Consider the following 19,449-nt stretch of genomic DNA (forward strand, 5'->3'; position numbering starts at 1 on the left):
GACGTTCAGGCCGCGGCCGGACGGCTGCCGGGCTGCGGCAGGCGGTCCACCAGCCGGGTCAACGCGCCGTTGGCGAACGTCGCGCCGAGCGCCGAACCGGTGGCGATGGTCCAACCCACCGGGCCCAGCGGGGTGCAGCCGAAGAACTGGCTGACCCCGGGTGTCTGCACCACCAGGACCAGTACGCCGACCGACGCGGCGGTCGCCGCCAGCACGGTGGGGCTGGTGCCGCCGGCCAGCACGGTCTGGCCGAGCTGGGTGCCGATCAGCGAGGCGAGCGCCACCGTGCCGGCCCGGCGCTGCGTGCCGGTCCACCGGGCCAGCGTCCAGCCGGCGGTCGCGCCGAGCGTGGTCGCCGCCGCGCGCAGCCCGATCTCCCGGGTCATGGTGGCACCGAGCGACGAGTCCGGCCCCTCCCGCAGCAGGTGGTCGGCGCGGTCCTCGGCGGGCGGGCGGACCGCGATGGCCAGCGCCGGGGCCAGGTCGGTGAGCAGGTTGACCAGCAGCAGTTGCCGGCCGGTCAGCGCGGAGCGGCCGGTCGAGGCGGCGGTCAGCACGCTGAACGCGATCTCGCCGAGGTTGCCGCCGACCAGGATGCTCAACGCGTGCCGGACCGACGACCACATGGCCCGTCCCTCCACCAGCGTCGCGATGATCGTCTCCAGCCGGTCGTCGGTGACCACCAGGTCGGCGGCGGCGCGGGCGGCCGGGGTGCCGCGCTGGCCGAGCGCGATGCCGACGTCGGCCAGGCGGATCGCCGGGGCGTCGTTGGCGCCGTCACCGGTCATCGCCACGGTCCGGCCCCGGCGCTGCAACGCCTGGATGATCCGCACCTTGTGCGCGGGCGTGCAGCGGGCCACCACGTCGGTGGCCATCAACCGCTCGGCGAGCGCGGCGTCGTCGAGCCGGTCCAGGTCGGTGGCGGTCACCACCCGCTGCTCCCCGTGATCCGGGCTGATCGTCGCGGCGATCGCCTCGGCGGTGGCCGGATGATCGCCGGTGATCATGACGGTGTGCACGCCCGCCTTCCGGATCCGCTCCACCGCCGGCCGGGCGCTCTCCCGCACCCCGTCCGCGAGCGTCAGGAAACCCACGAAGACCAGGCCGTCCACCTGCTCGTCGGTGACCGCGTCGGTGGAGACGCGGCACTCGGCCAGGGCCAGGATGCGGTGCCCGGCGCCGGCCCGGGCGGCCAGCATCGCCTGCACCTCGTCCCGGCCGGCGGCGTCCAACGGCCGGTCGCCGGCGGCGGTACGCCGGGACGCGCAGCGCGGCAGCACCGACTCGGGCGCGCCCTTCACGCTGAGCAGCGACCCGTCCTCGGTGCGCCCGACCGTGGCGCTGTAGCCCCGGGACGGCTCGAACGGCAGCCCACCGGTCGCGGTCCACTCCGCCGCCCCGGTGCACTCGGTCACCCCGGCCGCGTTCGCGCCGCGGCGTACCGCCCGGTCGGTCTGCTGCGGCAGCTCGTCCGGGTCGGCCGCGGCCGGGGTGGCCCGCAGCGCCGTGGCCAGCGTCGACCGCAGCACGTCGTCGAGGCGGTCCGCCGGGGCGTACCTGTCGTCGCCGGTGCCCACGCCGGCCAGCAGCAGCTTCCCCTCGGTCAGCGTGCCGGTCTTGTCGAAGCAGAGCACGTCCACCCGACCCAGCGCCTCGATCGTGCGCGGGTTGCGCACCAGCGCGCCGTGCTCGGCCAGCCGCCGCGCCGCCGCCAGCTGCGCGGCGCTGACCAGGAAGGGCAACCCCTCCGGCACCGACGCCACGGCCAGGTTCGCGGCGGTCGCCGCCGTCTCGGCCAGGGGTACGCCGCGCAGCAGCCCCGCCCCGGCGACGGCGATCGCCGAGCCGGCCGCCAGCGGTACGGCGGTGCTGGTCAGCTTGCCGAGCCGAGCCTCCACCCCGCTCGCCGGCGGGGCCTGCCGGGCCATGGCCAGGCTCCGACCCGCCTCCGTCTCCGCGCCGGTGGCCACCACCACGGCGGTCCCGTGCCCGGCGGCCACCGTGGTGCCCTCGAAGAGCATCGAGTGGCGCTCGGCGATCGCCGCCGCGACCACCGGTTCGGGGCTCTTCGCCACCGGCAGCGACTCGCCGGTCAGCGACGACTCGTCCGCCTCCAGCCCGTCACTGGTGAGCACGCGGCAGTCCGCCGGCACGGCGTCGCCGGAGCCGACGCTGATCACGTCGCCGGGGACCAGGTCCTCGGCGGGCACCACCCGCTCCGCGCCGTCGCGCCGCACCCGGGCGGTGACCGCCGAGCGGGACAGCAGCTCGGCCAGGGAACGTTCGGTGTTGCGCTGGTGCACCGCGCCGATCAGCGCGGAACCGCCGACCAGGCCGCCGACCAGCGCCGCGTCGACGAGCGACCCGAACGCGGCGGACAGCACCGCCCCGGCGGCCAGCACCGGGGTGAGCGGGTTGGACAGCTCGTCGACGAACGCGCGGAGCAGCCCGGCCGGTCCCTGCCCGTCGCCGGTCTCCGCGCCCCGCCGGCGGCCGGCCTCCTCGCCGGTCAGCCCGGTCGGACGGGAGTCGAGCTGTGCCAGGACGGTCTCCACCGGCATCAGGTGCCAGGCGGTGAGCGCGGGCGTCGGGGTTCCGGTCCGGTCCGGCAGCCGGTGGGCCCGGAAGACGCCGTGCGCGAACGCCACCGCGGCGGCGCCGTTCACGGCTGCCATGGTCCGGCCGGGCAGCTGCCGGCGGTCGCCGGTGAACGCGCCGAGCGCACCGAGCCCGCTGCCGGCCATGGCGATCCGGATGTTCTGCCCGGTCATCCGGCGCGCCACCCCGGCGGCGTCGACGAGCAGCGCCGGGATTCGCAGGTCGTCGCCGACCAGCAGGTGCGCGCCCCACGGGGGCAGGTCGTCCGGCGCGGACACGCCGACACCGCAGTCGGCGGCGGCGAGCGCCCGACGCTCCCCGGAGACCACCAGCACCACCGCGCCCTCGCGTTGCAGGTCACGGACCGCGTCGCCGAGCCCGGTCCCGCCCGGCACCCGCCGGTCGGCGAAGTCGTACCGGCCGTCCTCGGCACCGCCGATCACCAGCCGGAATCCGGCCTGGCGGGTGGCGGACACCAGCGCGTCCACCCCGTGGGCGGGTTCCGGCTCGACCCGCAGCACGGCGGCGAGCCGGCTGTCCCGGGCCAGGCCGAGCAGCCGTCCCCCGCCGGCGCGCAACCGCTCGCTGTCCGGAGTGTCACCGGGGTCCTCCGCGTCGAGACGGTCCAGCGGCCCGAGCCGCCACCCGTCGTCGGCCCGTACGGCGTCCGGGTCGGCCGGGTCGAACAGTGCGAACGCGCGGGCGGCCACCTGCCCGGTGTCGGCGTCGGGCAGCGGCGCCAGGTCGGCCAGCACACCCCGGTCGGAGCCGAGCACCGCGGCGTCCAGCAGCACGGTGTCGATCCGGTCCAGCTCGCGCAGCACGCTCCGGTCCATGGCGATCACGCCGCGCCGGGCCAGCATCCGGCCCAGCTGTGCCGCGTACCCCTCGCGACCGCTGCCCGGCGCCTTGGGCAGCGAGGAGAGCGCCAGCGCGGCGGCCCGCTTGCCGCCGGCCACCGGAACCGCCGCGGCCCCGGCCACCGCGCCGGCGGCGAGCATCCGCTGGACGTAGCGCTCGGCCGGCCCGTGCGGGACCGGGCAGGGCCGCTCGCCGTCCGGCACCCGGGCGACCGCCCGGTCCGGGTCGCCGGTCAACCTCGGCTCGGCCCGGCTCCAGGCGGCGAGCTGGGCACGCGCCTCACCCCACTGCACCACCCGCTGCGCTCCGTCGAGCACGATGCCGGCCCAACCGCCGGTGAGGCCCTGCACCACCGCCTCGGCGAGCGGGAAGAGCACCTCGGCGCGGGGGTCGGCACGCAGGCCCCGATCGGCCAACGCGTGCAGCTTCGGGTGCAGGTCGACCGCGTTCAGCAGGCCCGCCACCTCACCGGGGACGGGGGTGAACGGCAGGATCCGGGTGGCCGCGGAGATGGTCAGGCCGAGCGCGTCGGAGGCGAGCGCGCCGAGCGTACGGGGGGTGCGCGGCCCCTCCTCGGGCGGATGCGGCGGCGGGATCTCCGGGTCCGGCTCGTACGGGCAGGTGTGCTCGGCGCGGGTCACCGTGTCGATCAGGTCGCGCAGCTTCGGTGCCGGCTCCCGGGTCGCCACCACCACCCGGCCGGACGGCGCGTTCACCCGGGCCCAGGCCACGCCCGGCACGGCCTCCAGCGCCGCCTCGACCTGCCGGGCCAGCCGGTCCCCGCCGTCCTGGCAGACGCCGTGCACCTCGATGTGGTGCCGGCCGTCCCGCGACCACACCCGGCGTCGGCTCAGCCCGGTCAGCCGGGCCAGCCGGGCCGCGGCGGCGCCCACGCTCCCCGCCGCCTCGGTGACACCGGGCGGCACGGCGGCGCCGGGCAGGGCCGACCCGACGGTACGCGCGACCCGCGCCATGGCGTCCGGCACGGCGGCCGGCGACAGCAGGAGACCGGCGAAGCCGTACGCCATCTCGCCTCCCGGAGTCGTCCCGGCGGCCCGACTTCCCGGCGCGGCGTCCGTTATGCCCCCGGGGTGGGGGAAGTTTCCCCACTGACCGGGGCATGGACGCCGGGGGCGGTGGAATGCCGGTGGGGTCGATGCCGTCGTCGTTACCGGGGAGGCCGGGATGAGCACGTTGACGCGACACCTGAGCGGAGCGCGGGAGACGGTCCGGGCGTACAGCCGACGGGTGGACGTCCCGCTGCTGGGTGAGGTGGCCGTGCCTCCGCCGGACAAGCTGGCCTACTACGCGGGCGTCGGCGTGCTCGCCGCGTTGCAGGTCATCGAGTGGCCGCTCGCGCTGGTCATCACCGCCGGGCACGTCCTCGCCGACCAGCACGCCTCCGGCCTGGCGAAGGGCATCGGCGAGGCGTTGGAGACCGCCTGACGAGACCGGGCCCACAGTTGACCTCAACCGCGGTTGAGGTCACAGGCTGGGGCCCATGACGACCACCGCCGCCGTGCCCGACGCATCCCCGGTCGACCTCTGGTCGCCGGGACTGCGGGCGATGACAGTGGGCAGCGTCGCCCTGGTGTCGCTGCTCGCGTTCGAGGCCCTCGCGGTCGGCACCGCCATGCCGACGGTCGCGCGCAGCCTGGGCGGGCTCGGCCTGTACGCGCTGGCCTTCGGTGGACCGTTCGCCTCCGGGGTGGTGGCGATGGTGGCCTCCGGCATCTGGTGCGACGCGCGCGGTCCCCGCCCGGCCATGTGGCACGGCGTGGCCTGGTTCGTCGCCGGCCTGGCGCTGGCGGGTGCCGCCACCAGCATGGGAGTGCTGGTCGCCGGGCGGGTGGTGCAGGGCTTCGGCTCCGGTCTGCTCTCGGTGGCGCTCTACGTGATCGTCGGGCACGCGTATCCGGAGCGGTTGCGGCGGCGGATGTTCGCCGCGTTCGCCGCCGCCTGGGTGGTGCCGTCGCTGGTCGGGCCGGCGTTGGCCGGCCTGATCGTGGAGCACCTGGGCTGGCGGTGGGTGTTCCTGGCGGTGCCGGCGGTGGCGGTGCCGGCGGTGTTGCTGGTCCAGCCGGGCCTGCGGTCGCTGGCCGGCACCGTGCCGACCCGCCCGTCGGCCGGGGCGCTGGCCCGGGTGGCCTGGGCCTGCGGGGCGGGGGCGAGCGCCGCACTGCTGCACCACGGGGGGCAGCAGCGCGGCGTGCTCGCCGCCACGCTCATCACGGTGGCATCGGCCGGGCTGCTCACCTGCGTACCCCGGTTGTTGCCGCCCGGGTTCCTGCGGGCCGCGCGCGGGCTGCCGACGGTGATCGGCTTGCGCGGCCTGGCCTCCGCGGCCTTCGTCGGCGCGGAGGTGGTGATCCCGCTGATGCTCTCCCGGGAGCGTGGCTTCTCGCCGACCGGCGCCGGGCTGGTGCTGACCGTCGGGGCGCTCGCCTGGTCGGTGGGCTCGTGGGTCCAGGGCCGGATCGCCGCCCCCCGCTCCACCGCCACCCTGCCCCGGGCCGGGCTGGCCTGCATCGCCGTCGGTACGGCGGGCGTGGCATCGGCGCTGCTGCCGGGCGTCCCGGTCGCGCCGGCGGTGCTCGCCTGGGCCGTCGCCGGCCTGGGCATGGGGCTGCTCTATCCCTCGCTGTCGGTGCTCACCCTGGAGTTGTCCGCCCCGGCCGAGCAGGGCCGCAACTCCTCGGCGCTGCAACTGGGCGACTCGCTGGCGGCGGCCACCGTGCTGGCGCTGACCGGGGCGGTGCTGGCCAGCGGCTCGTCACCCGGCCCGGCGAGCTACGCGGCCACGCTGGCCGTCGCGGCCGGTTGCGGCCTGCTCGGCCTGCTGCTGGCCGGTCGGGTGGCGCCTCGGCCGGCCGGCTGACGGGCGGCGCGCGACGGCGGCGTGGCGTGCCTTGACGGCCATCGTTCTCACGCAGCGTGACGCCCTCGACAGAAGGCATCACTTTTCGGCGTCATACCTCTCGGTCATATTTATGAGTGAGAGGTATGACGCGCAACGGTGAACCCTTCTTCTGCGCGACCCGGCCGTCGCAGCGTGCGCGACGGCGGCCCGCGCCCGGCCGAGCCGGCAGCCCGTTCCCCGCGGCCGGTCACGATCCTGCCCGGTGTTCCGTCCCTGTCCGGCCGGAGTCGACAGGCGTGGACCGGCGTGAAGTGGACGGCCGCGCGGCGATCGAGCGGGAGGATGGGGCGATGCGGGTGTTGGTGACCGGGGCGACCGGACGGCTCGGGCGGGTGGCGGTGCCCCGGCTGCGGGACGAGGGATTCAGCCTCCGGGCGGTGAGCCGCCGGCCCGGCGCCGGCGGTGGTGACGGGGACGGCGTCGAGTGGATGGCCGCCGACCTGGCCACCGGCGCCGGGCTGGCCGAGGCCGTCGCCGGGACGGACGCGGTGCTGCACCTGGCCTCGTCCCCGAACCGGCGCACCCACGAGATCGACGTGCTCGGCACCCGCCGGCTGACCGTGGCCGCCGGCCACGCCGGGGTGCGGCACCTGGTGTACGTGTCGATCGTCGGCGTCGACCGCGTGCCGCTCGGCTACTACCGGCACAAGCTCGCGGCCGAGCAGGTGGTGGCCGCCGGCCCGGTGCCCTGGAGTGTGCTGCGGGCGACCCAGTTCCCCGGCTTCCTGGCCGAACTGCTCGCCGGCGCGAGCCGGTTGGGCCCGGTGCTCGGGGACCCGGCCGTGCTCGCCCAGCCGGTCGACCCCGGCGAGGTGGCGGACCGGCTCGCGATGCTGCTGCGTGCCGGGCCGTCGCACCGGGTGGCGGACTTCGGCGGCCCCGAGGTGCTCCGCTTCGACGAGGCCGCCCGGAGCTGGCTCGCGGCCCGCCGGTCCCGCCGACCGCTGCTGCCGGTCCGGATCCCGGGGCGGCTCGGGCGGGAGCTGCGCGCCGGGGCCCTCACCACCACCGCCACGCCGACCGGCACCCGCACCTGGGCGGATCACCTCGCTCACACGTACGGGGGAACGGGTCGAAGATGAGCGCCGGTCGCGTCCCGGTCGACCTAGCGTGACCTCCATGCTGGTCTTCGTCGCCACCGTGGTGCTCTACGTCTTCGGCTTCGTCTTCCTCTACGGCGTGATCCGGGTCGGCGTCCGGCACGGGATCCAGGACGCCGAGGCGAACCGCCCCGAGGCGCCGCAGCGGCGCCAGCTCACCGGGGTGTAAGGCGGGGGCCCCGCTTAACGCATTCGGTAGAGGAAGGGGCCCCGCTTAACAACGTGGCGAGCGGATCCGCCGTGCGGGTGCGAGGATCGCCCCGTGATGGGAACGTTGAAGACCGAGCCGGCCCGGGCACGGCTGGACCTGTTGGCGCCGCCGGTCGCCGCGGCGGTGGAACGCTGGCCGGACGAGGCGCCTGTCGACGTGGACGAGGTGCTGGTCGCCCCGATCGACGCCGAGCTGGCCGACACCGCGGCCTTCTGCGCGGCGTACGAGGTGGGGCTGGAGGAATCGGCCAACTGCGTGGTGGTCGCCGGCAAGCGGGGCGGCGAGACCCGCTACGCCGCCTGCATCGTGCTCGCCACCACCCGCGCCGACGTGAACGGCGTGGTCCGCAAGCTGCTCGACGTCCGCAAGGCGAGCTTCGCGCCGATGGCCGAGGCGGTGGAGCTGACCGGCATGGAGTACGGCGGAATCACCCCGATCGGGTTGCCCGAGGAGTGGCCGATCCTGGTCGACGCGCGGGTCATCGCCACGCCGCACGTGATCATCGGATCGGGCGTACGGCACAGCAAGATCGCCCTGCCCGGGCCGGCGCTCGGCGCGCTGCCCGGGGCGAGGGTGGTGGAGGACCTGGCCAAGCCGGCGGCCTAGGGCCTCACTCGCATCGATCTTGTTCCACGTGAAACATCACGCGGATGCCTCCCGCTGGGCCACCTCGCGCAGCGCGGCGAGCAGCGTCTCCGGCTCCTGGGCGCCGGTGACCGCGTACTTCCCGGCCAGCACGAAGGTCGGCACGCTGGAGACGCCGAGCTGGTGCGCGGCGCTCAACTCGGCCGCCACCTCGCGACGGCCCAGGTTCGACCCCAGATAGCCGCGCGCCTCGCTCTCGTCCAGGCCGACCTCGCCGGCGAGCGCGACGAGCGCGTCGATCGAGCCGACGTCGAGCCCGTCGGAGAAGTGCGCCCGATAGAGGCGCTCGACCATCTCGGCGGCACGACCCCGCTCGGCGGCGAACCGCACCAGCCGGTGCGCGTCGAACGTGTTCGCCGCCACCGCCCGGTCGAACCGCAGGTCGAGACCGACGCCCGCGGCGACCCCGGACACGTGGCCGGCCATCTGATCGGCCTTGTCCCGGCCGCCGAACTTGTCGCCCAGCGCGTCGAGCAGCGGCCTCGGCTCGGCCACCGGCGTCGGGTCGAGCTGGAACGGCCGGAAACTGACGGTCACCGTGCCGTCGTACGACTCGATGGCCTGCTCCAAACGGCGCTTGCCGATCCAGCACCAGGGGCAGGCGACGTCGGCGTAGATCTCGATCTCCATGACCAGCGACAACCCGCAGGTCAGGCGATCTGTTCCCGGACCTGCCGCTTGAGGCGGCCCAGGATGGCCGTGCCGCCGCGGACCCGGAGCGGGCTGATCGCCTGGGCCAGGCCCATCCGCTGGTAGAGGTCGTCCGGCACGGCCAGCACCTCCTCGGCGCTCGCACCGGCCAAACCCTCGGCCAGGATGCCGGCGAACGCCCGGGTGGTCGGTGCCTCCGGCGGGCAGTCGAAGACCGTGCTCACCGTCCTGTCGGCGTTCACCTCGGCGCGCAGGAAGAACGCGGTCTGGCACTCGGGGACCTGCTCCAACTCCTCCCGGTCGACTCCCTCGGGCAGGGGCGGGATCACGTCGGCGAACTCCAACAACATCTCCAGCACGACGTCGCGCGGGGCGGCGGCGAACTCGTCGACGATCTCGGCCAGCTTGGTCGGCATCTCGGGCATGCGTCGAGGCTATCCGCCGTGTCCCGCGCGGGCGGGCGGGGTGTTAAGCGGGGGCCCCTCCTCTACCAGAGGCGTTAAGAAGGGGCCCCGCCTTTCACGAGTTGGGGGCGGCCTGGCTGATGTCGCTGAGGGCCGACTGGGGGTCGAGCTGAATGGCCAGATCGCCCAGGGAGACGATGCCGACCAGCTTCCGCTCGTTGTCGCAGACCAGCACCCGCCGGATGCTGCGCTCGCGCATCAGCGAGGCCGCCTCGACTGCCGTGCAGTGCTGCTCGATCATGACGACCTCGCGGGTGATGATCGAGCCGATCGTGGTGGTGCTCGGGTCGACGCCTTCGGCCACCGCCCGGACCACGATGTCGCGGTCGGTCAGCACACCGGCGAGCGTGGCCCCGTCGGTCACCACCACGTCACCGATGTCGGACTCCTTCATCACCCGGGCCGCCTCGTCCAGCGGGGTTTCCGCGGGAAGATAGACCACCTGCTTGGTCATCACGTCGTTGACGCGGTACATGAGAGCCTCCGGAACGCCTCGGTCGATCCTTCTGCGGTACCCGGTGCCGCAATCGCTACACCCGGTTGCGGCGCGTCGCGCCCACCTCGTCGAGCAGGCGCGCCACGACGTCCTCCACCGACAGCTCGGTCCGCTCGCCGCCGGCCCGGTCCCGCAGCTCCACGTACCCCTCGGCCAGACGGCGGCCGACCACGACGGCGCGCGGGATGCCGATCAGCTCGACGTCGGTGAACTTCACCCCCGCCGAGACGTGCGCGCGGTCGTCGACGAGCACCCGCAGGCCGGCGGCGGCGAGACGCGCGCCGAGCTCCAGCGCCGCGTCGAGCTGCGGCCCCTTTCCGGCCGACACCAGGTGTACGTCGCACGGCGCGACAGCGGCCGGCCAGACCAGCCCCCGGTCGTCGTGGTGCTGCTCGGCCACGGCGGCGACCGCCCGGGACACGCCGATGCCGTAGCAGCCCATGGTGGGCCGGACCGGCTTGCCCTCGGGACCGAGCACGTCGACCGCGAACGCGTCGGTGTAGCGCCGGCCGAGTTGGAAGATGTGCCCCACCTCGATGCCGCGCCGCAGCGTCAACTCGCCGTCGCCGCAGGCCGAGCAGCTGTCGCCGGGGCGCACCTCGGCCGCCTCGATGGTGCCGTCGGGCAGGAAGTCGCGCCCGCACACCACGTCGGTGGCGTGCCGCCCCGGCTCGTTGGCGCCGGTCAGCCAGGTGGTGCCGGTGACCACCCGGGGATCAACCAGGTAGCGGACGCCGTGCTTGGCGAGGATCTGCGGCCCGAGGTAGCCGCGGACCAGCTCCGGGTGGGCGGGCCAGTCGTCGAAGACGGCCACGGTGGCCGGGGCGAGCACCGCCCCGACCCGCTTCAGGTCCACCTCGCGGTCACCCGGCAGGCCGATCACCAGCAGCTCGGCCCGCTCGGCGCCGGGCTGGCGGACGGTCAGCACCACGTTCTTCAGGGTGTCGGCGGCGGTCCACCCGGTGCGGCCGGCGAGCACGCGGTCGTTCGCCAGGTCGACCAGGGACGCGATGGTCGGCGTCTCCGGGGTGTCGTGCACCTCGATCGGCGGGTGCGCGTCCGGGTCGCCGGCCGCCGGTGCACGGGTCACCACCGCTTCGGTGTTGGCCGCGTGGTCACAGCGGGTGCAGCCGACGTAGGTGTCCTCACCCACCGGCGTGGCGGCCAGGAACTCCTCCGACGCCGAGCCGCCCATCGCGCCGGACATCGCGTGCACCACGGTGAAGTCCAGCCCGAGCCGGGTGAAGATCCGCTGGTACGCCTCCCGGTGCCGGTCGTAGGCGGCCTGGAGCCCGGCGGCGTCCAGGTCGAACGAGTAGGCGTCCTTCATCAGGAACTCGCGCCCGCGCAGCAGCCCGGCCCGAGGGCGGGCCTCGTCCCGGAACTTCGTCTGGATCTGGAACAGCGTCACCGGGAAGTCCCGGTACGACGTGAACAGGTCCTTCACCAGCAGCGCGGCCAGTTCTTCGTGGGTCGGCGCGAGCAGGTGCTCGGCACCCTTGCGGTCGGCGAGCGTGAAGATGTCGTCGCCGTACTCGGTCCACCGCCCGCTGGTCCGGTAGGGCTCCGCCGGCAGCAGCGCCGGGAAGTGCACCTCCTGGTCGCCGATCGCGGTCATCTCGTCCCGGACGATCGCGGTGATCCGGTCCAGCACCAGCTTGCCCAGCGGCAGCCAGGTGTAGCCGCCCGGTGCGGCGCGGCGCACGTAGCCGGCGCGGAGCAACAGCCGGTGGCTCGGGACCTCCGCGTCGGCCGGGTCCTCGCGCAGCGTCCGGAGCAGCAGGGTGGACACGCGTAGCAGCATGGCCGCAGCGTACGGCGACGACCGGCGCGTGGGCGATCCGTTTCGGCCGTCGCGGGGTAAGAAGGTCGCATGGAAGATCGTCCCCGGTTCTCGTTGACGTCCACCGTCCTCGACGCGCCGTCCGCGCAGGAACTCGCCGTCTTCTACGAGCGGCTGCTCGACTGGCCGCGACGCGAGGACGAGCACGACTGGGTGGTGCTGGCCCCGCCGGACGGCGGTGCCACGCTGGCGTTCCAGGACGAGCCGGCGTACGTGCGTCCGGTGTGGCCGGCCGGCCCGGGCGACCCGCCGATGATGCTCCACCTCGACATCAAGGTCGACGACCTCGACGTCGCCTCGGCGTACGCGGTGTCGCTCGGTGCCACGGTGGCCGACTACCAGCCCCAGGACGACGTGCGGGTGCACCTCGACCCGGTCGGCCACCCGTTCTGCCTCTACCTCTGACCGATCAGCCGGACCTCACAACGGACACCACCCACCTTGGCGAGTCGGGAGTCGCCGGTCACCAGGGGGCAGGCTGCCAACTCCGCTGCCGCGACGTACGCCGCGTCGTAGGTGGAGACGTCTGCTCGGAGCTGCCACATCCGCTCGACCAGCATGGCGGTCGGGATCTCGTCGATGACCAGCCATTGCAGGGCATCGACCGCCTCCTGCGCACGCGCGGCTCCCAGCTTCCGCCCGAGGGCCTTACCCCGGATGACCGACATGACCTCGATCAGCAGATGCCCGGGTGCTGCCCAGTGCGGATCGGCGATCAGTTCGGATCGTGCGGCGTCGCCCATCGGGCCGTCGTCCACCAGGGCGTCGGCAAGGGCGGACGCGTCCACCACGATCATGCAGCGTCGCCCCGGCTTTCGCGCCGGCTCCGCTCGCTTTCGCGCTGGCCGCGCTCGTCGGCCAGGTCGGCCGCGCTCTCCCCGGGCAACGATCGGGTGCCGTCGGACCGCCCGCCGAAGCCGTCCAGGATCGCGCCGTTGCGCAGCCGTCGGGCCTGGGTCTTCACCAGCTCCAGCAGGTAGGCCTGGAGCGACTGACCCCGCGCCCTGGCCTCGGCGGCGAGCGCGTTCCGAACGTCTTCCGGCACGTCTCGGATCTGTAGCGCAACCATGCATTCATTATGCATGCACGTGCGATGCTCCGGGCCCCGGCAGTAGTCTGCCGGGGTGACCGCCACACCGTCGGCTCGCGCGGTGGACCAGTACGCGACGACGACCGGCAACCTCGCCGCCCGGATGGCGCTGCACGCCTACGGCACCAATCCGCAGGGTTGGTTCGCCTGGCTCGGCGAGCGTCTGCCGCTGGCCGGGGACGTGCTGGAGGTGGGCGCCGGCACCGGTGAGCTGTGGCGTCGCGTGGGCAGACCCGAAACCGGGCTCCGGCTCACCCTGACCGACTTCTCGCCCGCCATGTGCGACCGACTGCGCGAGGTGCCCGGCGCTCGGGTGCAGCGCTGCGACGCCACCCACCTGCCGTATGCCGACGCCACCTTCGACGCGGTGATCGCCAACCACATGCTCTACCACCTGGACGACCCCGACGCCGCGCTCGCCGAGTTCGCCCGGGTGCTGCGACCCGGCGGGCGGATCGCCGTCGCGGTGAACGGCCGTGACCACCTCGCGGAGCTGGACGCGCTGGGCCCGGTCATCGGCCGACCCGACCTGGCTGTCGGGTTCCATGAGAACGACGTCACCGCAGAGACGACGCCCGCCCGGGTCGCCGCTCACTTCACCGACGTGACGGTGGAGCGCTACCCCGACGACCTCGCGGTGCCTGCCCCAAAGCCGGTCCTCGCCTACGTCGCGAGCGTGATCGGGCCGCTCACCACCGCGCAGGAGTCGGCTGCCCGCGACGTGGTCCAGGCCCGCGTCGAGACGGACGGTGCCTTCCGGGTACGCAAGCACACGGTGCTGATCAGCGCGGTGCGCGACTCCCGCTGACCTGCACGAAGGCGCGCCAGGCGTCGGGGGTGAAGGTGAGGACCGGTCCGCTCGGGTCCTTGCTGTCGCGCACGCCGACCACGCCGACCAGATTGCCCGCCACCTCGACGCAGTCGCCCTGGGTGCCGCTGCGGGTGGACTTGCGCCAGATCGCGGCGATCAGCTCCACGACGACATCACTTCCTTCATCAGATCGGCCGACTGCTGACGTGGAAGTGCCTCACTGCGGACGCTCTCCCATCTGGACAGCAGGATAGCCACGCCCTCGTCGTGGTCGACCACGACGCCGCCGAGCTGGTTCTCCAGATGACCGACCCAACCGCCGTCAGCGCTGCGGGCCAGTGCGAACGGACCGACCAGTCCGACATGCATGGTGACCCGTGTCGGTACGACGTGGATGTCGATGTGCGGGTGCTCGCTGCGCTCGATGAGATGTGCGAGCTGCTCGGCCATCAACCCTCGGAAGGCTTCGTCGGCACGGCGTAGGACGGATTCCTCGATGACTGCGATGTACTTCGGATGGTGCGGACTGGAGAGGATCGACTGCCGGTCCAGCCTCACCCCGAGCCGCCGCTCGACCTCGTCGTCGCTGATCAGATCATCCGTGCGGATCATGGCTCGTGCGTAGTTCTCGGTCTGGAGCAGGCCGGGCACCAGGGTCGGTTGGTAGGTGCGCAACTGCTGGGCCTGGCGTTCGGCTTCCAGCCAGGGGCGGAACCAGCTCGGTTGGCCGTCCCGCTCGGCGAGCTTGAGCAGCGAGGTCAACAGCCCGCCGGTGCCCAGCACCTCGTCGGCCCGTTTCAGAAAGAACCGGTCCAACGGCCGCTGGCCCAGCTCCACCGCCGACACCTGGGAGTTGGAGAAGTGCACCAGCTTCCCGAACTCCTCCTGGCTCAACTCGGCCTTGAGCCGCAACCGCCGCAGTTGCGCGCGGATCAGCTCGGCGGTCGGCTCGTTCTCCACCCGGTCTCCTCGATGGCAGGCCGGCTTCTCGGCCCCTTCCCGGGTCGACTCCGGCGACTTCCGAGCGTAGTGGGGCTCTCAGCAGACTGTCACGTATGAACCTTCCCGTGCCCCGGCTCGGGCCGTACCCGGACCGGCCGCGCCCCTACCCGCCGGACCACCCGGCGCACCTGCCGATCCGGCCGCTGTGGCTCTGCCGCGCCTGCGGCGCACCGTGGCCCTGCGCCCAGGCCCGCCTGCTGCTCAAGGTCGAGTACGCCGACCACCCGGTCGACCTGGCCGTCTATCTCTCCGGGCTCTACCACGAGGCCACCCACGACCTGTTCCGCCTCGACCCGCACGGCGGCCCGACCCCGCGCGACCTGTTCGACAGGTTCGTCGGCTGGGGACCGTACCGGCGCGGAGTCGTCGGGCCGGCCTGAGGACCCGGTCCCCGTCGATAGGATGCACCGCCATGGCAGCGCGTAGACACGTCGTGTCCGGGGACTTCGAGCTGACGATGGACGAGCTGCGCGTGGTGGCGCGTTTCGTGGTCGAGGACGCCGAGGGCGTGTTGCCGGTCTTCGAGCGGACCGTACCGGGCGATCCGCGTCCCCGTGCGGCGATCGAGGCGGCGCGGGTGTTCGTCGACGGCGCGGACCGGACGAGACTGCAGCGGGTGGCGTCGATCGACGCGCACCGGGCGGCCCGGTCCGCGCCCGACGAGGCGGCCCGCCTGGCCGCGCGATGCGCCGGTGACGCGGCCGCGGCGGCGTACCTGCATCCGCTCGCCCAGGCCAGCCAGGTCGGGCACATCCTGCGGGCCGCCGCGAGCGCGGCGCGGATCGGTGAGCTGGCGGCCGGCGGCGACCCGGCGGTCGGGGATGCCCTGCTGGACCGTGCGCGACGGCGGGCCGGCCCGGTGCTCCTCGACGTGCTTCGCCACTATCCACCGGTGACCGGTGGCGGCAGCCGGGTCGCCCGGCTGATGAGCACTCTGGACGATGCCCTGCGACGGACGCCGCCCGGCGACGAGGACGAGGAGGACGACGCGTGATCCTGCCGAAGGTTCGGGATCCCCGCTTCACCACGATCCGTCGTGGCGGGACGCTCACCGACGACGACCACCGGCTGCTCGCGCTCTGGGCCGCCGACTGCGCCGAGCACGTCCTCGGCCTGTTCGAGGCGGTCCGGCCCGACGATCCGCGGCCGCGTGCGGCGATCGCGCACATCCGGGCCTGGGTGCGGGGCGAGGTCACCATGATGGTGTCCCGGGCGGCGGGCGGTCACGCCATGGGCGCGGCCCGGGACCTGCGGGGGGCGGCGCGCCACGCCGCGTACGCCGCCGGCCAGGCCGGGGCCGTCGCCCACGTGGCCGCGCACGAACTCGGCGCCGCCGCGTACGCGATCAAGGCGGTGCGGGCGGCGGCGCCCGAGGGCCGGGCGGACGCGGCGGGGCGGGCGGAGTGCCGGTGGCAGCGCGACCGCCTCCCGGCGGCGATCCGTGAGCTGGTCCTCGACGACCAGCGCCTGCGCAACGACATCTGCTGGTCGGTGTTCGACTGCTGAACCGACGAAAGCCGACCCTTGACGACGGCAACCATCGGGCGGCGGGGTGACGTCTGGAGGGCATCAACTGACGCACCACTGACCCGAAGGATCGGCTCGTGTGGACCCTCTCCTGAGTGAGTTCGACTCGTTCGTGCGCACCCGCACACCGGCGCTCCTGCGCTCGGCCTACCTGCTCACCGGTGACCAGCACCTGGCCGAGGACCTCGTCCAGTCCGCCCTGGCCCGGACCCACCGCTCGTGGGGCCGGCTGCACGACAGCGGCAACGCCGAGGCGTACACCCGCAAGATCATGTATCACCTGCAGGTCTCCTGGTGGCGACGCCGTCGGGTGGCCGAGGCGATGCCGGGCGACCTGCCCGAGTCACGCGGAGGCGACTCGGGCCCCGACCACGCCCAGCAGATCACGCTGCGGCTCACCCTCCGGGCCGCGCTGGCCCGGCTCTCCACCAAACAGCGGGCCGTGCTGGTGCTGCGGTTCTTCGAGGACCGCAGCGAGGTCGAGGCGGCGGAGATGCTCGGCGTCACGGTCGGCACGGTCAAGAGCCAGACCTCGAAGGCGCTGACCAAGTTGCGCACCGTCGCCCCGGAACTCGCCGACCTGTACGTCACGGAAGGATCCGCCCGATGAACCAGGACCGCCTGCGCCTCGACCTGGCCGACCTGGCCGACGAGGTCACCCCGGTCGACCTGCGGGACCGGGCCCTGCGTACCTCCCGCCGGCTCGGCATCCAGCGGGCCGTCGTCACCTCCGCCGCCGCGCTGGCGGTGCTGGCCGCCGCGACCGGGACCGCGCTCGCGATCCGGCCGGACGGTCAGGCGCCCGCGCCGGCCGTGCCGTCGGTGACCAGCACCCCACCGCCGTCCGAGGCCAGCCCCCCGCCGAGCGCGGAGCCGTCCCGCACGGCGAGCGCAAGCCCGAGCACCACCACCGGTGGCGGCCCGGCCTCGGTCGCCATCGGGCGGCTCTTCTACGGCCCGACGCCGACCGGCGACGACACGTCAGCCGCCGGGTACCTCTGGTCCTACGAGCCCGGCTCACCGCCGACCCGGCTGGCGAAGCTCCCCCGTCTCGCCGCGATCCTCAACGCGGCCGTCTCGCCCGACGGCAGGCGCGTCGCCTGGGTCGACCCGGACGACAACCTCCGGGTGGCCGACGTCGACGGCGACAACCCCCGGAAGCTCACACCGGGCGGCCACCGCCAGGTGGAACGGGACTGCTGGACGCCGGTGTGGTCCCCGGACTCCCGCCGGCTCACGATCTCGGTGGTCCTGCGGCCCGAGCCGGCTCCGGCGTGGGAGAAGGGCGTCGTCGAGCTGAACACGGGCACGTACACCCGGCTCGCCGGGATCAAGGGCTGCCACCCCCTGTGGTCGGCCGACGGCACGGTGCTCGCCTACGCGGACGGGGAGGGCCGGGTGGCGGTGAACCGCCCGGACGGCTCGGCGGAGAAGCTGATCCCCGGCGTCGGCGGGTCGGGCGCCCGCTCGTCCTTCGACGTCGCGAGCATCTCCCCGGACGGGTCCCGGCTGGCGCTCCTGCTGCGCAAGCCGGACGAGCCGGCCGGAGACGTGGCACGGGAACTCGACGCGAACGCGGTGATCGACACCCGTACCGGGCGGCAGGTCGACCTGCCGCTCGGCGGCCGGACGCTGCGCCAGGCGTGGTTCGGGGCCGACGGCAGGCTGGTGGCCCGGGTGAACGCCGGTGACCACAACGTGCTCGTGCTGATCGGCGCGGACGGCCGCAAGATCAGTGAGAGCCGGGAACCGGCGGCGTTGAAGGACCTGCAGATCCTCCAGCTGGCCGACTGACGAGCGACGGCGGGGCGGGCCACGGGTGGTGGCCCGCCCCGACTGTCAGCGCAGCACCGTGATCGCGGCGTCCGCGCCGACGTGCTTCCACGGCACCAGCACCACGGTCCCGTCCCGTTCCAGCACCGTCGCGTCGCTGCCCTCGGTGCCGGCCGACCTGGGACCCTCGGCCAGCACCGACACCGTCCCGGAGGCCCGGTCGACCCGCACCAGACGCGGTGCGAGGTCCCGCCGGTCGCCCACCTCCCAGGCCAGCAGGCCCGCCTCGTCCAGGCGGATCAGCTCCACCTCGCTGTCGGTGTGCCCGGCCGAGACCCAGCGCCGCTTTCCGGTGGCCAGGTCGATCGCCACCACCTGGTTGGCCTGGCGCGCCTTCCCCGCCACGTTCGCCGCCTCGGTGGGCAGGTAGAGCGTGTCGGCGTCGGCCAGGTAGGGCCGCACGGCCGGGCCCTCGACCGAGTTGGAACGGTTGACCGGCAGGTCGCTGAACCGCGTACCGTCGACGGGGTTGCCGAACGTGGCCCGAGGCCGGCCGGCGGCGTCCCGCGCGGCGAACGTCGCGTCGTTCAGGCCGGGCAGGCTGACCAGCGGGTCGACGCTGAGCACACCGGCGCTCGCGGTGGGCAGCCGCTGCTGCCAGCGCACCTTTCCGGTGGCCGGGTCCAGGCCGAGCAACGCGCCCCGGTCGCCGTCGCAGCGCGCGGTGACCACGGCCAGGTCGCCCGCCGCCCGGGTGTCGGCGAGCCGGCAGTCCCGCCCCGGCAGCAGCCGGTCGGCGTCGCTGCGCCACAGCCGCCGGCCGTCGGCCAGCGAGTAGCCGAGGACCCGCTGGTCGGCGCGGACGACCACCTGACCGCCGGCCACCGACAGGTCCGGCGCGGCGAGGGTGTCGCGGCCCTCCCGGCGTGCGGCGGGGAACGCCGCCTGCCAGGCCCGGGCGCCGGTGGCGGCGTCGAAACCGACGAGCGTGTCGCAGGAGTCGGCGGAGCCGAGCGCCACCACGCCGCGCCCCCCGGCCAGGGTCTGCGCGGCGCCGCAGAGCGAGCTGCCCTGGGGCGCGGGCACGCCCCACGCCTGCCCGCCGTCGCCGAGCCGGTAGGCGATGACGCCGTCGGGCTGGGCCCGGACCACCGCGTCGCCGACCAGCCAGGCACCGAACATGTCCTGCCCGTCGAACGTCTTCAGGCCGTTGCGCTGCCGCTCGGGGAAGTCGAGCACCCACGCGGCGCGCAGCGTGCGCCCGTCCTCGTCACCGCCGCCGACCAGGCGGGACACGCCGTAGGCGGTGCCGGCGGCGACCGCCAGCACGGCCACCAGGCCGCCGGCGACGAGCAGCGCGAGACGCCCGCGCCGCCTCGGCGCCGCCGGCGGGTACGCGGGCTGCCGGTGCTGCTGCTGGTACTGGTGCTGGTGCTGGTACGTCATCAGTCCTCCGA

The 19,449-nt window shown here is 74.5% G+C and carries 22 protein-coding genes; 12 read left to right on the forward strand and 10 right to left on the reverse strand.

Annotation, left to right across the window (positions count from 1 at the left end):
- Window positions 1-5 precede the first annotated feature (5 nt).
- A complete protein-coding gene (locus tag GA0070213_RS11810) occupies window positions 6-4,433 on the reverse strand; it encodes a cation-translocating P-type ATPase (protein WP_175441324.1) in 4,428 nt (1,475 codons plus the stop codon).
- Window positions 4,434-4,644: 211 nt separating this feature from the next.
- Here GA0070213_RS11810 and GA0070213_RS11815 point away from each other — a divergent pair, with 211 nt between their 5' ends.
- The 5 genes from GA0070213_RS11815 to GA0070213_RS11830 all read left to right on the forward strand — a co-directional run bounded on the left by GA0070213_RS11815 (window position 4,645) and on the right by GA0070213_RS11830 (window position 8,296).
- Complete coding sequence (locus GA0070213_RS11815) at window positions 4,645-4,905, forward strand: hypothetical protein (RefSeq protein ID WP_091061923.1); 261 nt, start codon at window positions 4,645-4,647, stop codon at window positions 4,903-4,905.
- Window positions 4,906-4,960: 55 nt separating this feature from the next.
- Window positions 4,961-6,337 (forward strand): MFS transporter, encoded by a 1,377-nt coding sequence (locus GA0070213_RS11820; protein WP_091061925.1) that lies wholly within the window; start codon window positions 4,961-4,963, stop codon window positions 6,335-6,337.
- A 332-nt stretch (window positions 6,338-6,669) separates the two neighbouring features.
- Window positions 6,670-7,461, forward strand: coding sequence for an SDR family oxidoreductase (locus tag GA0070213_RS11825; RefSeq protein WP_091062397.1), 792 nt, complete (start codon window positions 6,670-6,672; stop codon window positions 7,459-7,461).
- A gap of 37 nt (window positions 7,462-7,498) precedes the next feature.
- The gene (locus GA0070213_RS31495) at window positions 7,499-7,648 is read left to right on the forward strand and encodes a hypothetical protein (RefSeq protein WP_175441303.1); all 150 of its coding nucleotides are present in this window, start codon (window positions 7,499-7,501) and stop codon (window positions 7,646-7,648) included.
- Window positions 7,649-7,744: 96 nt separating this feature from the next.
- Complete coding sequence (locus GA0070213_RS11830) at window positions 7,745-8,296, forward strand: YbaK/EbsC family protein (RefSeq protein WP_091061927.1); 552 nt, start codon at window positions 7,745-7,747, stop codon at window positions 8,294-8,296.
- 36 nt (window positions 8,297-8,332) lie between these two features.
- Here the strand turns inward: GA0070213_RS11830 and GA0070213_RS11835 are convergent, their stop codons facing one another.
- From GA0070213_RS11835 to GA0070213_RS11850, 4 genes are all read right to left on the reverse strand, one after another.
- On the reverse strand, window positions 8,333-8,965 hold the full coding sequence (locus tag GA0070213_RS11835; protein WP_091061930.1) for a DsbA family oxidoreductase: 633 nt from the start codon (window positions 8,963-8,965) through the stop codon (window positions 8,333-8,335).
- Between the two features lie 20 nt (window positions 8,966-8,985).
- On the reverse strand, window positions 8,986-9,411 hold the full coding sequence (locus GA0070213_RS11840) for a SufE family protein (protein WP_091061932.1): 426 nt from the start codon (window positions 9,409-9,411) through the stop codon (window positions 8,986-8,988).
- A 94-nt stretch (window positions 9,412-9,505) separates the two neighbouring features.
- Window positions 9,506-9,925: a CBS domain-containing protein gene (locus GA0070213_RS11845; protein WP_091061934.1), complete on the reverse strand. Its 420-nt coding sequence runs from the start codon at window positions 9,923-9,925 to the stop codon at window positions 9,506-9,508.
- A gap of 55 nt (window positions 9,926-9,980) precedes the next feature.
- The gene (locus GA0070213_RS11850; protein WP_091061936.1) at window positions 9,981-11,750 is read right to left on the reverse strand and encodes a proline--tRNA ligase; all 1,770 of its coding nucleotides are present in this window, start codon (window positions 11,748-11,750) and stop codon (window positions 9,981-9,983) included.
- A gap of 69 nt (window positions 11,751-11,819) precedes the next feature.
- Between GA0070213_RS11850 and GA0070213_RS11855 the strand changes: the two genes are divergently transcribed.
- On the forward strand, window positions 11,820-12,194 hold the full coding sequence (locus tag GA0070213_RS11855) for a VOC family protein (RefSeq protein WP_091061939.1): 375 nt from the start codon (window positions 11,820-11,822) through the stop codon (window positions 12,192-12,194).
- On the opposite strand, the gene GA0070213_RS11860 is transcribed toward GA0070213_RS11855, so the two are convergent.
- Window positions 12,185-12,586 (reverse strand): type II toxin-antitoxin system VapC family toxin, encoded by a 402-nt coding sequence (locus GA0070213_RS11860; RefSeq protein WP_091061941.1) that lies wholly within the window; start codon window positions 12,584-12,586, stop codon window positions 12,185-12,187. The two genes, GA0070213_RS11855 and GA0070213_RS11860, sit on opposite strands and share 10 nt — an antisense overlap.
- The gene (locus GA0070213_RS11865) at window positions 12,583-12,858 is read right to left on the reverse strand and encodes a FitA-like ribbon-helix-helix domain-containing protein (RefSeq protein WP_091061944.1); all 276 of its coding nucleotides are present in this window, start codon (window positions 12,856-12,858) and stop codon (window positions 12,583-12,585) included. Before GA0070213_RS11865 ends, GA0070213_RS11860 begins: the two co-directional genes overlap by 4 nt.
- 55 nt (window positions 12,859-12,913) lie before the next feature.
- Between GA0070213_RS11865 and GA0070213_RS11870 the strand changes: the two genes are divergently transcribed.
- The gene (locus tag GA0070213_RS11870) at window positions 12,914-13,687 is read left to right on the forward strand and encodes a class I SAM-dependent methyltransferase (protein ID WP_091061946.1); all 774 of its coding nucleotides are present in this window, start codon (window positions 12,914-12,916) and stop codon (window positions 13,685-13,687) included.
- Here the strand turns inward: GA0070213_RS11870 and GA0070213_RS11875 are convergent.
- Together GA0070213_RS11875 and GA0070213_RS11880 are read right to left on the reverse strand one after the other, a co-directional pair.
- Complete coding sequence (locus GA0070213_RS11875; RefSeq protein WP_091061949.1) at window positions 13,662-13,856, reverse strand: DUF397 domain-containing protein; 195 nt, start codon at window positions 13,854-13,856, stop codon at window positions 13,662-13,664. The genes GA0070213_RS11870 and GA0070213_RS11875 overlap by 26 nt on opposite strands.
- On the reverse strand, window positions 13,847-14,650 hold the full coding sequence (locus tag GA0070213_RS11880) for a helix-turn-helix domain-containing protein (RefSeq protein WP_091061951.1): 804 nt from the start codon (window positions 14,648-14,650) through the stop codon (window positions 13,847-13,849). The genes GA0070213_RS11875 and GA0070213_RS11880 overlap by 10 nt, the downstream gene beginning before the upstream one ends.
- Before the next feature lie 95 nt (window positions 14,651-14,745).
- Here GA0070213_RS11880 and GA0070213_RS11885 point away from each other — a divergent pair, with 95 nt between their 5' ends.
- The 5 genes from GA0070213_RS11885 to GA0070213_RS11905 all read left to right on the forward strand — a co-directional run bounded on the left by GA0070213_RS11885 (window position 14,746) and on the right by GA0070213_RS11905 (window position 18,013).
- Window positions 14,746-15,072, forward strand: coding sequence for a hypothetical protein (locus tag GA0070213_RS11885; RefSeq protein WP_091061953.1), 327 nt, complete (start codon window positions 14,746-14,748; stop codon window positions 15,070-15,072).
- Between the two features lie 32 nt (window positions 15,073-15,104).
- Window positions 15,105-15,686 carry a putative immunity protein gene (locus GA0070213_RS11890; protein ID WP_217628611.1) on the forward strand — a complete coding sequence of 194 codons (582 nt, stop codon included), beginning with the start codon at window positions 15,105-15,107 and terminating at the stop codon, window positions 15,684-15,686.
- Window positions 15,683-16,198 carry a putative immunity protein gene (locus GA0070213_RS11895; protein ID WP_091061955.1) on the forward strand — a complete coding sequence of 172 codons (516 nt, stop codon included), beginning with the start codon at window positions 15,683-15,685 and terminating at the stop codon, window positions 16,196-16,198. Before GA0070213_RS11890 ends, GA0070213_RS11895 begins: the two co-directional genes overlap by 4 nt.
- A gap of 100 nt (window positions 16,199-16,298) precedes the next feature.
- A complete protein-coding gene (locus tag GA0070213_RS11900; RefSeq protein WP_091061957.1) occupies window positions 16,299-16,829 on the forward strand; it encodes a SigE family RNA polymerase sigma factor in 531 nt (176 codons plus the stop codon).
- The gene (locus tag GA0070213_RS11905; RefSeq protein ID WP_091061959.1) at window positions 16,826-18,013 is read left to right on the forward strand and encodes a hypothetical protein; all 1,188 of its coding nucleotides are present in this window, start codon (window positions 16,826-16,828) and stop codon (window positions 18,011-18,013) included. Before GA0070213_RS11900 ends, GA0070213_RS11905 begins: the two co-directional genes overlap by 4 nt.
- A 45-nt stretch (window positions 18,014-18,058) precedes the next feature.
- Here GA0070213_RS11905 and GA0070213_RS11910 read toward each other — a convergent pair whose 3' ends face one another.
- Entirely contained in the window at window positions 18,059-19,438 is a 1,380-nt protein-coding gene (locus GA0070213_RS11910) for a PQQ-binding-like beta-propeller repeat protein (RefSeq protein WP_091061961.1), read from the reverse strand.
- Window positions 19,439-19,449 lie beyond the last annotated feature (11 nt).

Origin of the sequence: Micromonospora humi (genome assembly GCF_900090105.1) — a bacterium.
GTDB classification, from domain to species: domain Bacteria; phylum Actinomycetota; class Actinomycetes; order Mycobacteriales; family Micromonosporaceae; genus Micromonospora; species Micromonospora humi.

Coding starts and splice junctions, on each gene's coding strand:
- GA0070213_RS11810 (WP_175441324.1), bottom strand. CDS start 4,433: ATGGCGCGGGTCGCGCGTACCGTCGGGTCGGCCCTGCCCGGCGCCGCC.
- GA0070213_RS11860 (WP_091061941.1), bottom strand. CDS start 12,586: ATGATCGTGGTGGACGCGTCCGCCCTTGCCGACGCCCTGGTGGACGAC.
- GA0070213_RS11855 (WP_091061939.1), top strand. CDS start 11,820: ATGGAAGATCGTCCCCGGTTCTCGTTGACGTCCACCGTCCTCGACGCG.
- GA0070213_RS11840 (WP_091061932.1), bottom strand. CDS start 9,411: ATGCCCGAGATGCCGACCAAGCTGGCCGAGATCGTCGACGAGTTCGCC.
- GA0070213_RS11825 (WP_091062397.1), top strand. CDS start 6,670: ATGCGGGTGTTGGTGACCGGGGCGACCGGACGGCTCGGGCGGGTGGCG.
- GA0070213_RS11815 (WP_091061923.1), top strand. CDS start 4,645: ATGAGCACGTTGACGCGACACCTGAGCGGAGCGCGGGAGACGGTCCGG.
- GA0070213_RS11830 (WP_091061927.1), top strand. CDS start 7,745: ATGGGAACGTTGAAGACCGAGCCGGCCCGGGCACGGCTGGACCTGTTG.
- GA0070213_RS11845 (WP_091061934.1), bottom strand. CDS start 9,925: ATGTACCGCGTCAACGACGTGATGACCAAGCAGGTGGTCTATCTTCCC.
- GA0070213_RS11885 (WP_091061953.1), top strand. CDS start 14,746: ATGAACCTTCCCGTGCCCCGGCTCGGGCCGTACCCGGACCGGCCGCGC.
- GA0070213_RS11890 (WP_217628611.1), top strand. CDS start 15,105: ATGGCAGCGCGTAGACACGTCGTGTCCGGGGACTTCGAGCTGACGATG.
- GA0070213_RS11850 (WP_091061936.1), bottom strand. CDS start 11,750: ATGCTGCTACGCGTGTCCACCCTGCTGCTCCGGACGCTGCGCGAGGAC.
- GA0070213_RS11910 (WP_091061961.1), bottom strand. CDS start 19,438: ATGACGTACCAGCACCAGCACCAGTACCAGCAGCAGCACCGGCAGCCC.
- GA0070213_RS31495 (WP_175441303.1), top strand. CDS start 7,499: ATGCTGGTCTTCGTCGCCACCGTGGTGCTCTACGTCTTCGGCTTCGTC.
- GA0070213_RS11865 (WP_091061944.1), bottom strand. CDS start 12,858: ATGGTTGCGCTACAGATCCGAGACGTGCCGGAAGACGTTCGGAACGCG.
- GA0070213_RS11820 (WP_091061925.1), top strand. CDS start 4,961: ATGACGACCACCGCCGCCGTGCCCGACGCATCCCCGGTCGACCTCTGG.
- GA0070213_RS11835 (WP_091061930.1), bottom strand. CDS start 8,965: ATGGAGATCGAGATCTACGCCGACGTCGCCTGCCCCTGGTGCTGGATC.
- GA0070213_RS11905 (WP_091061959.1), top strand. CDS start 16,826: ATGAACCAGGACCGCCTGCGCCTCGACCTGGCCGACCTGGCCGACGAG.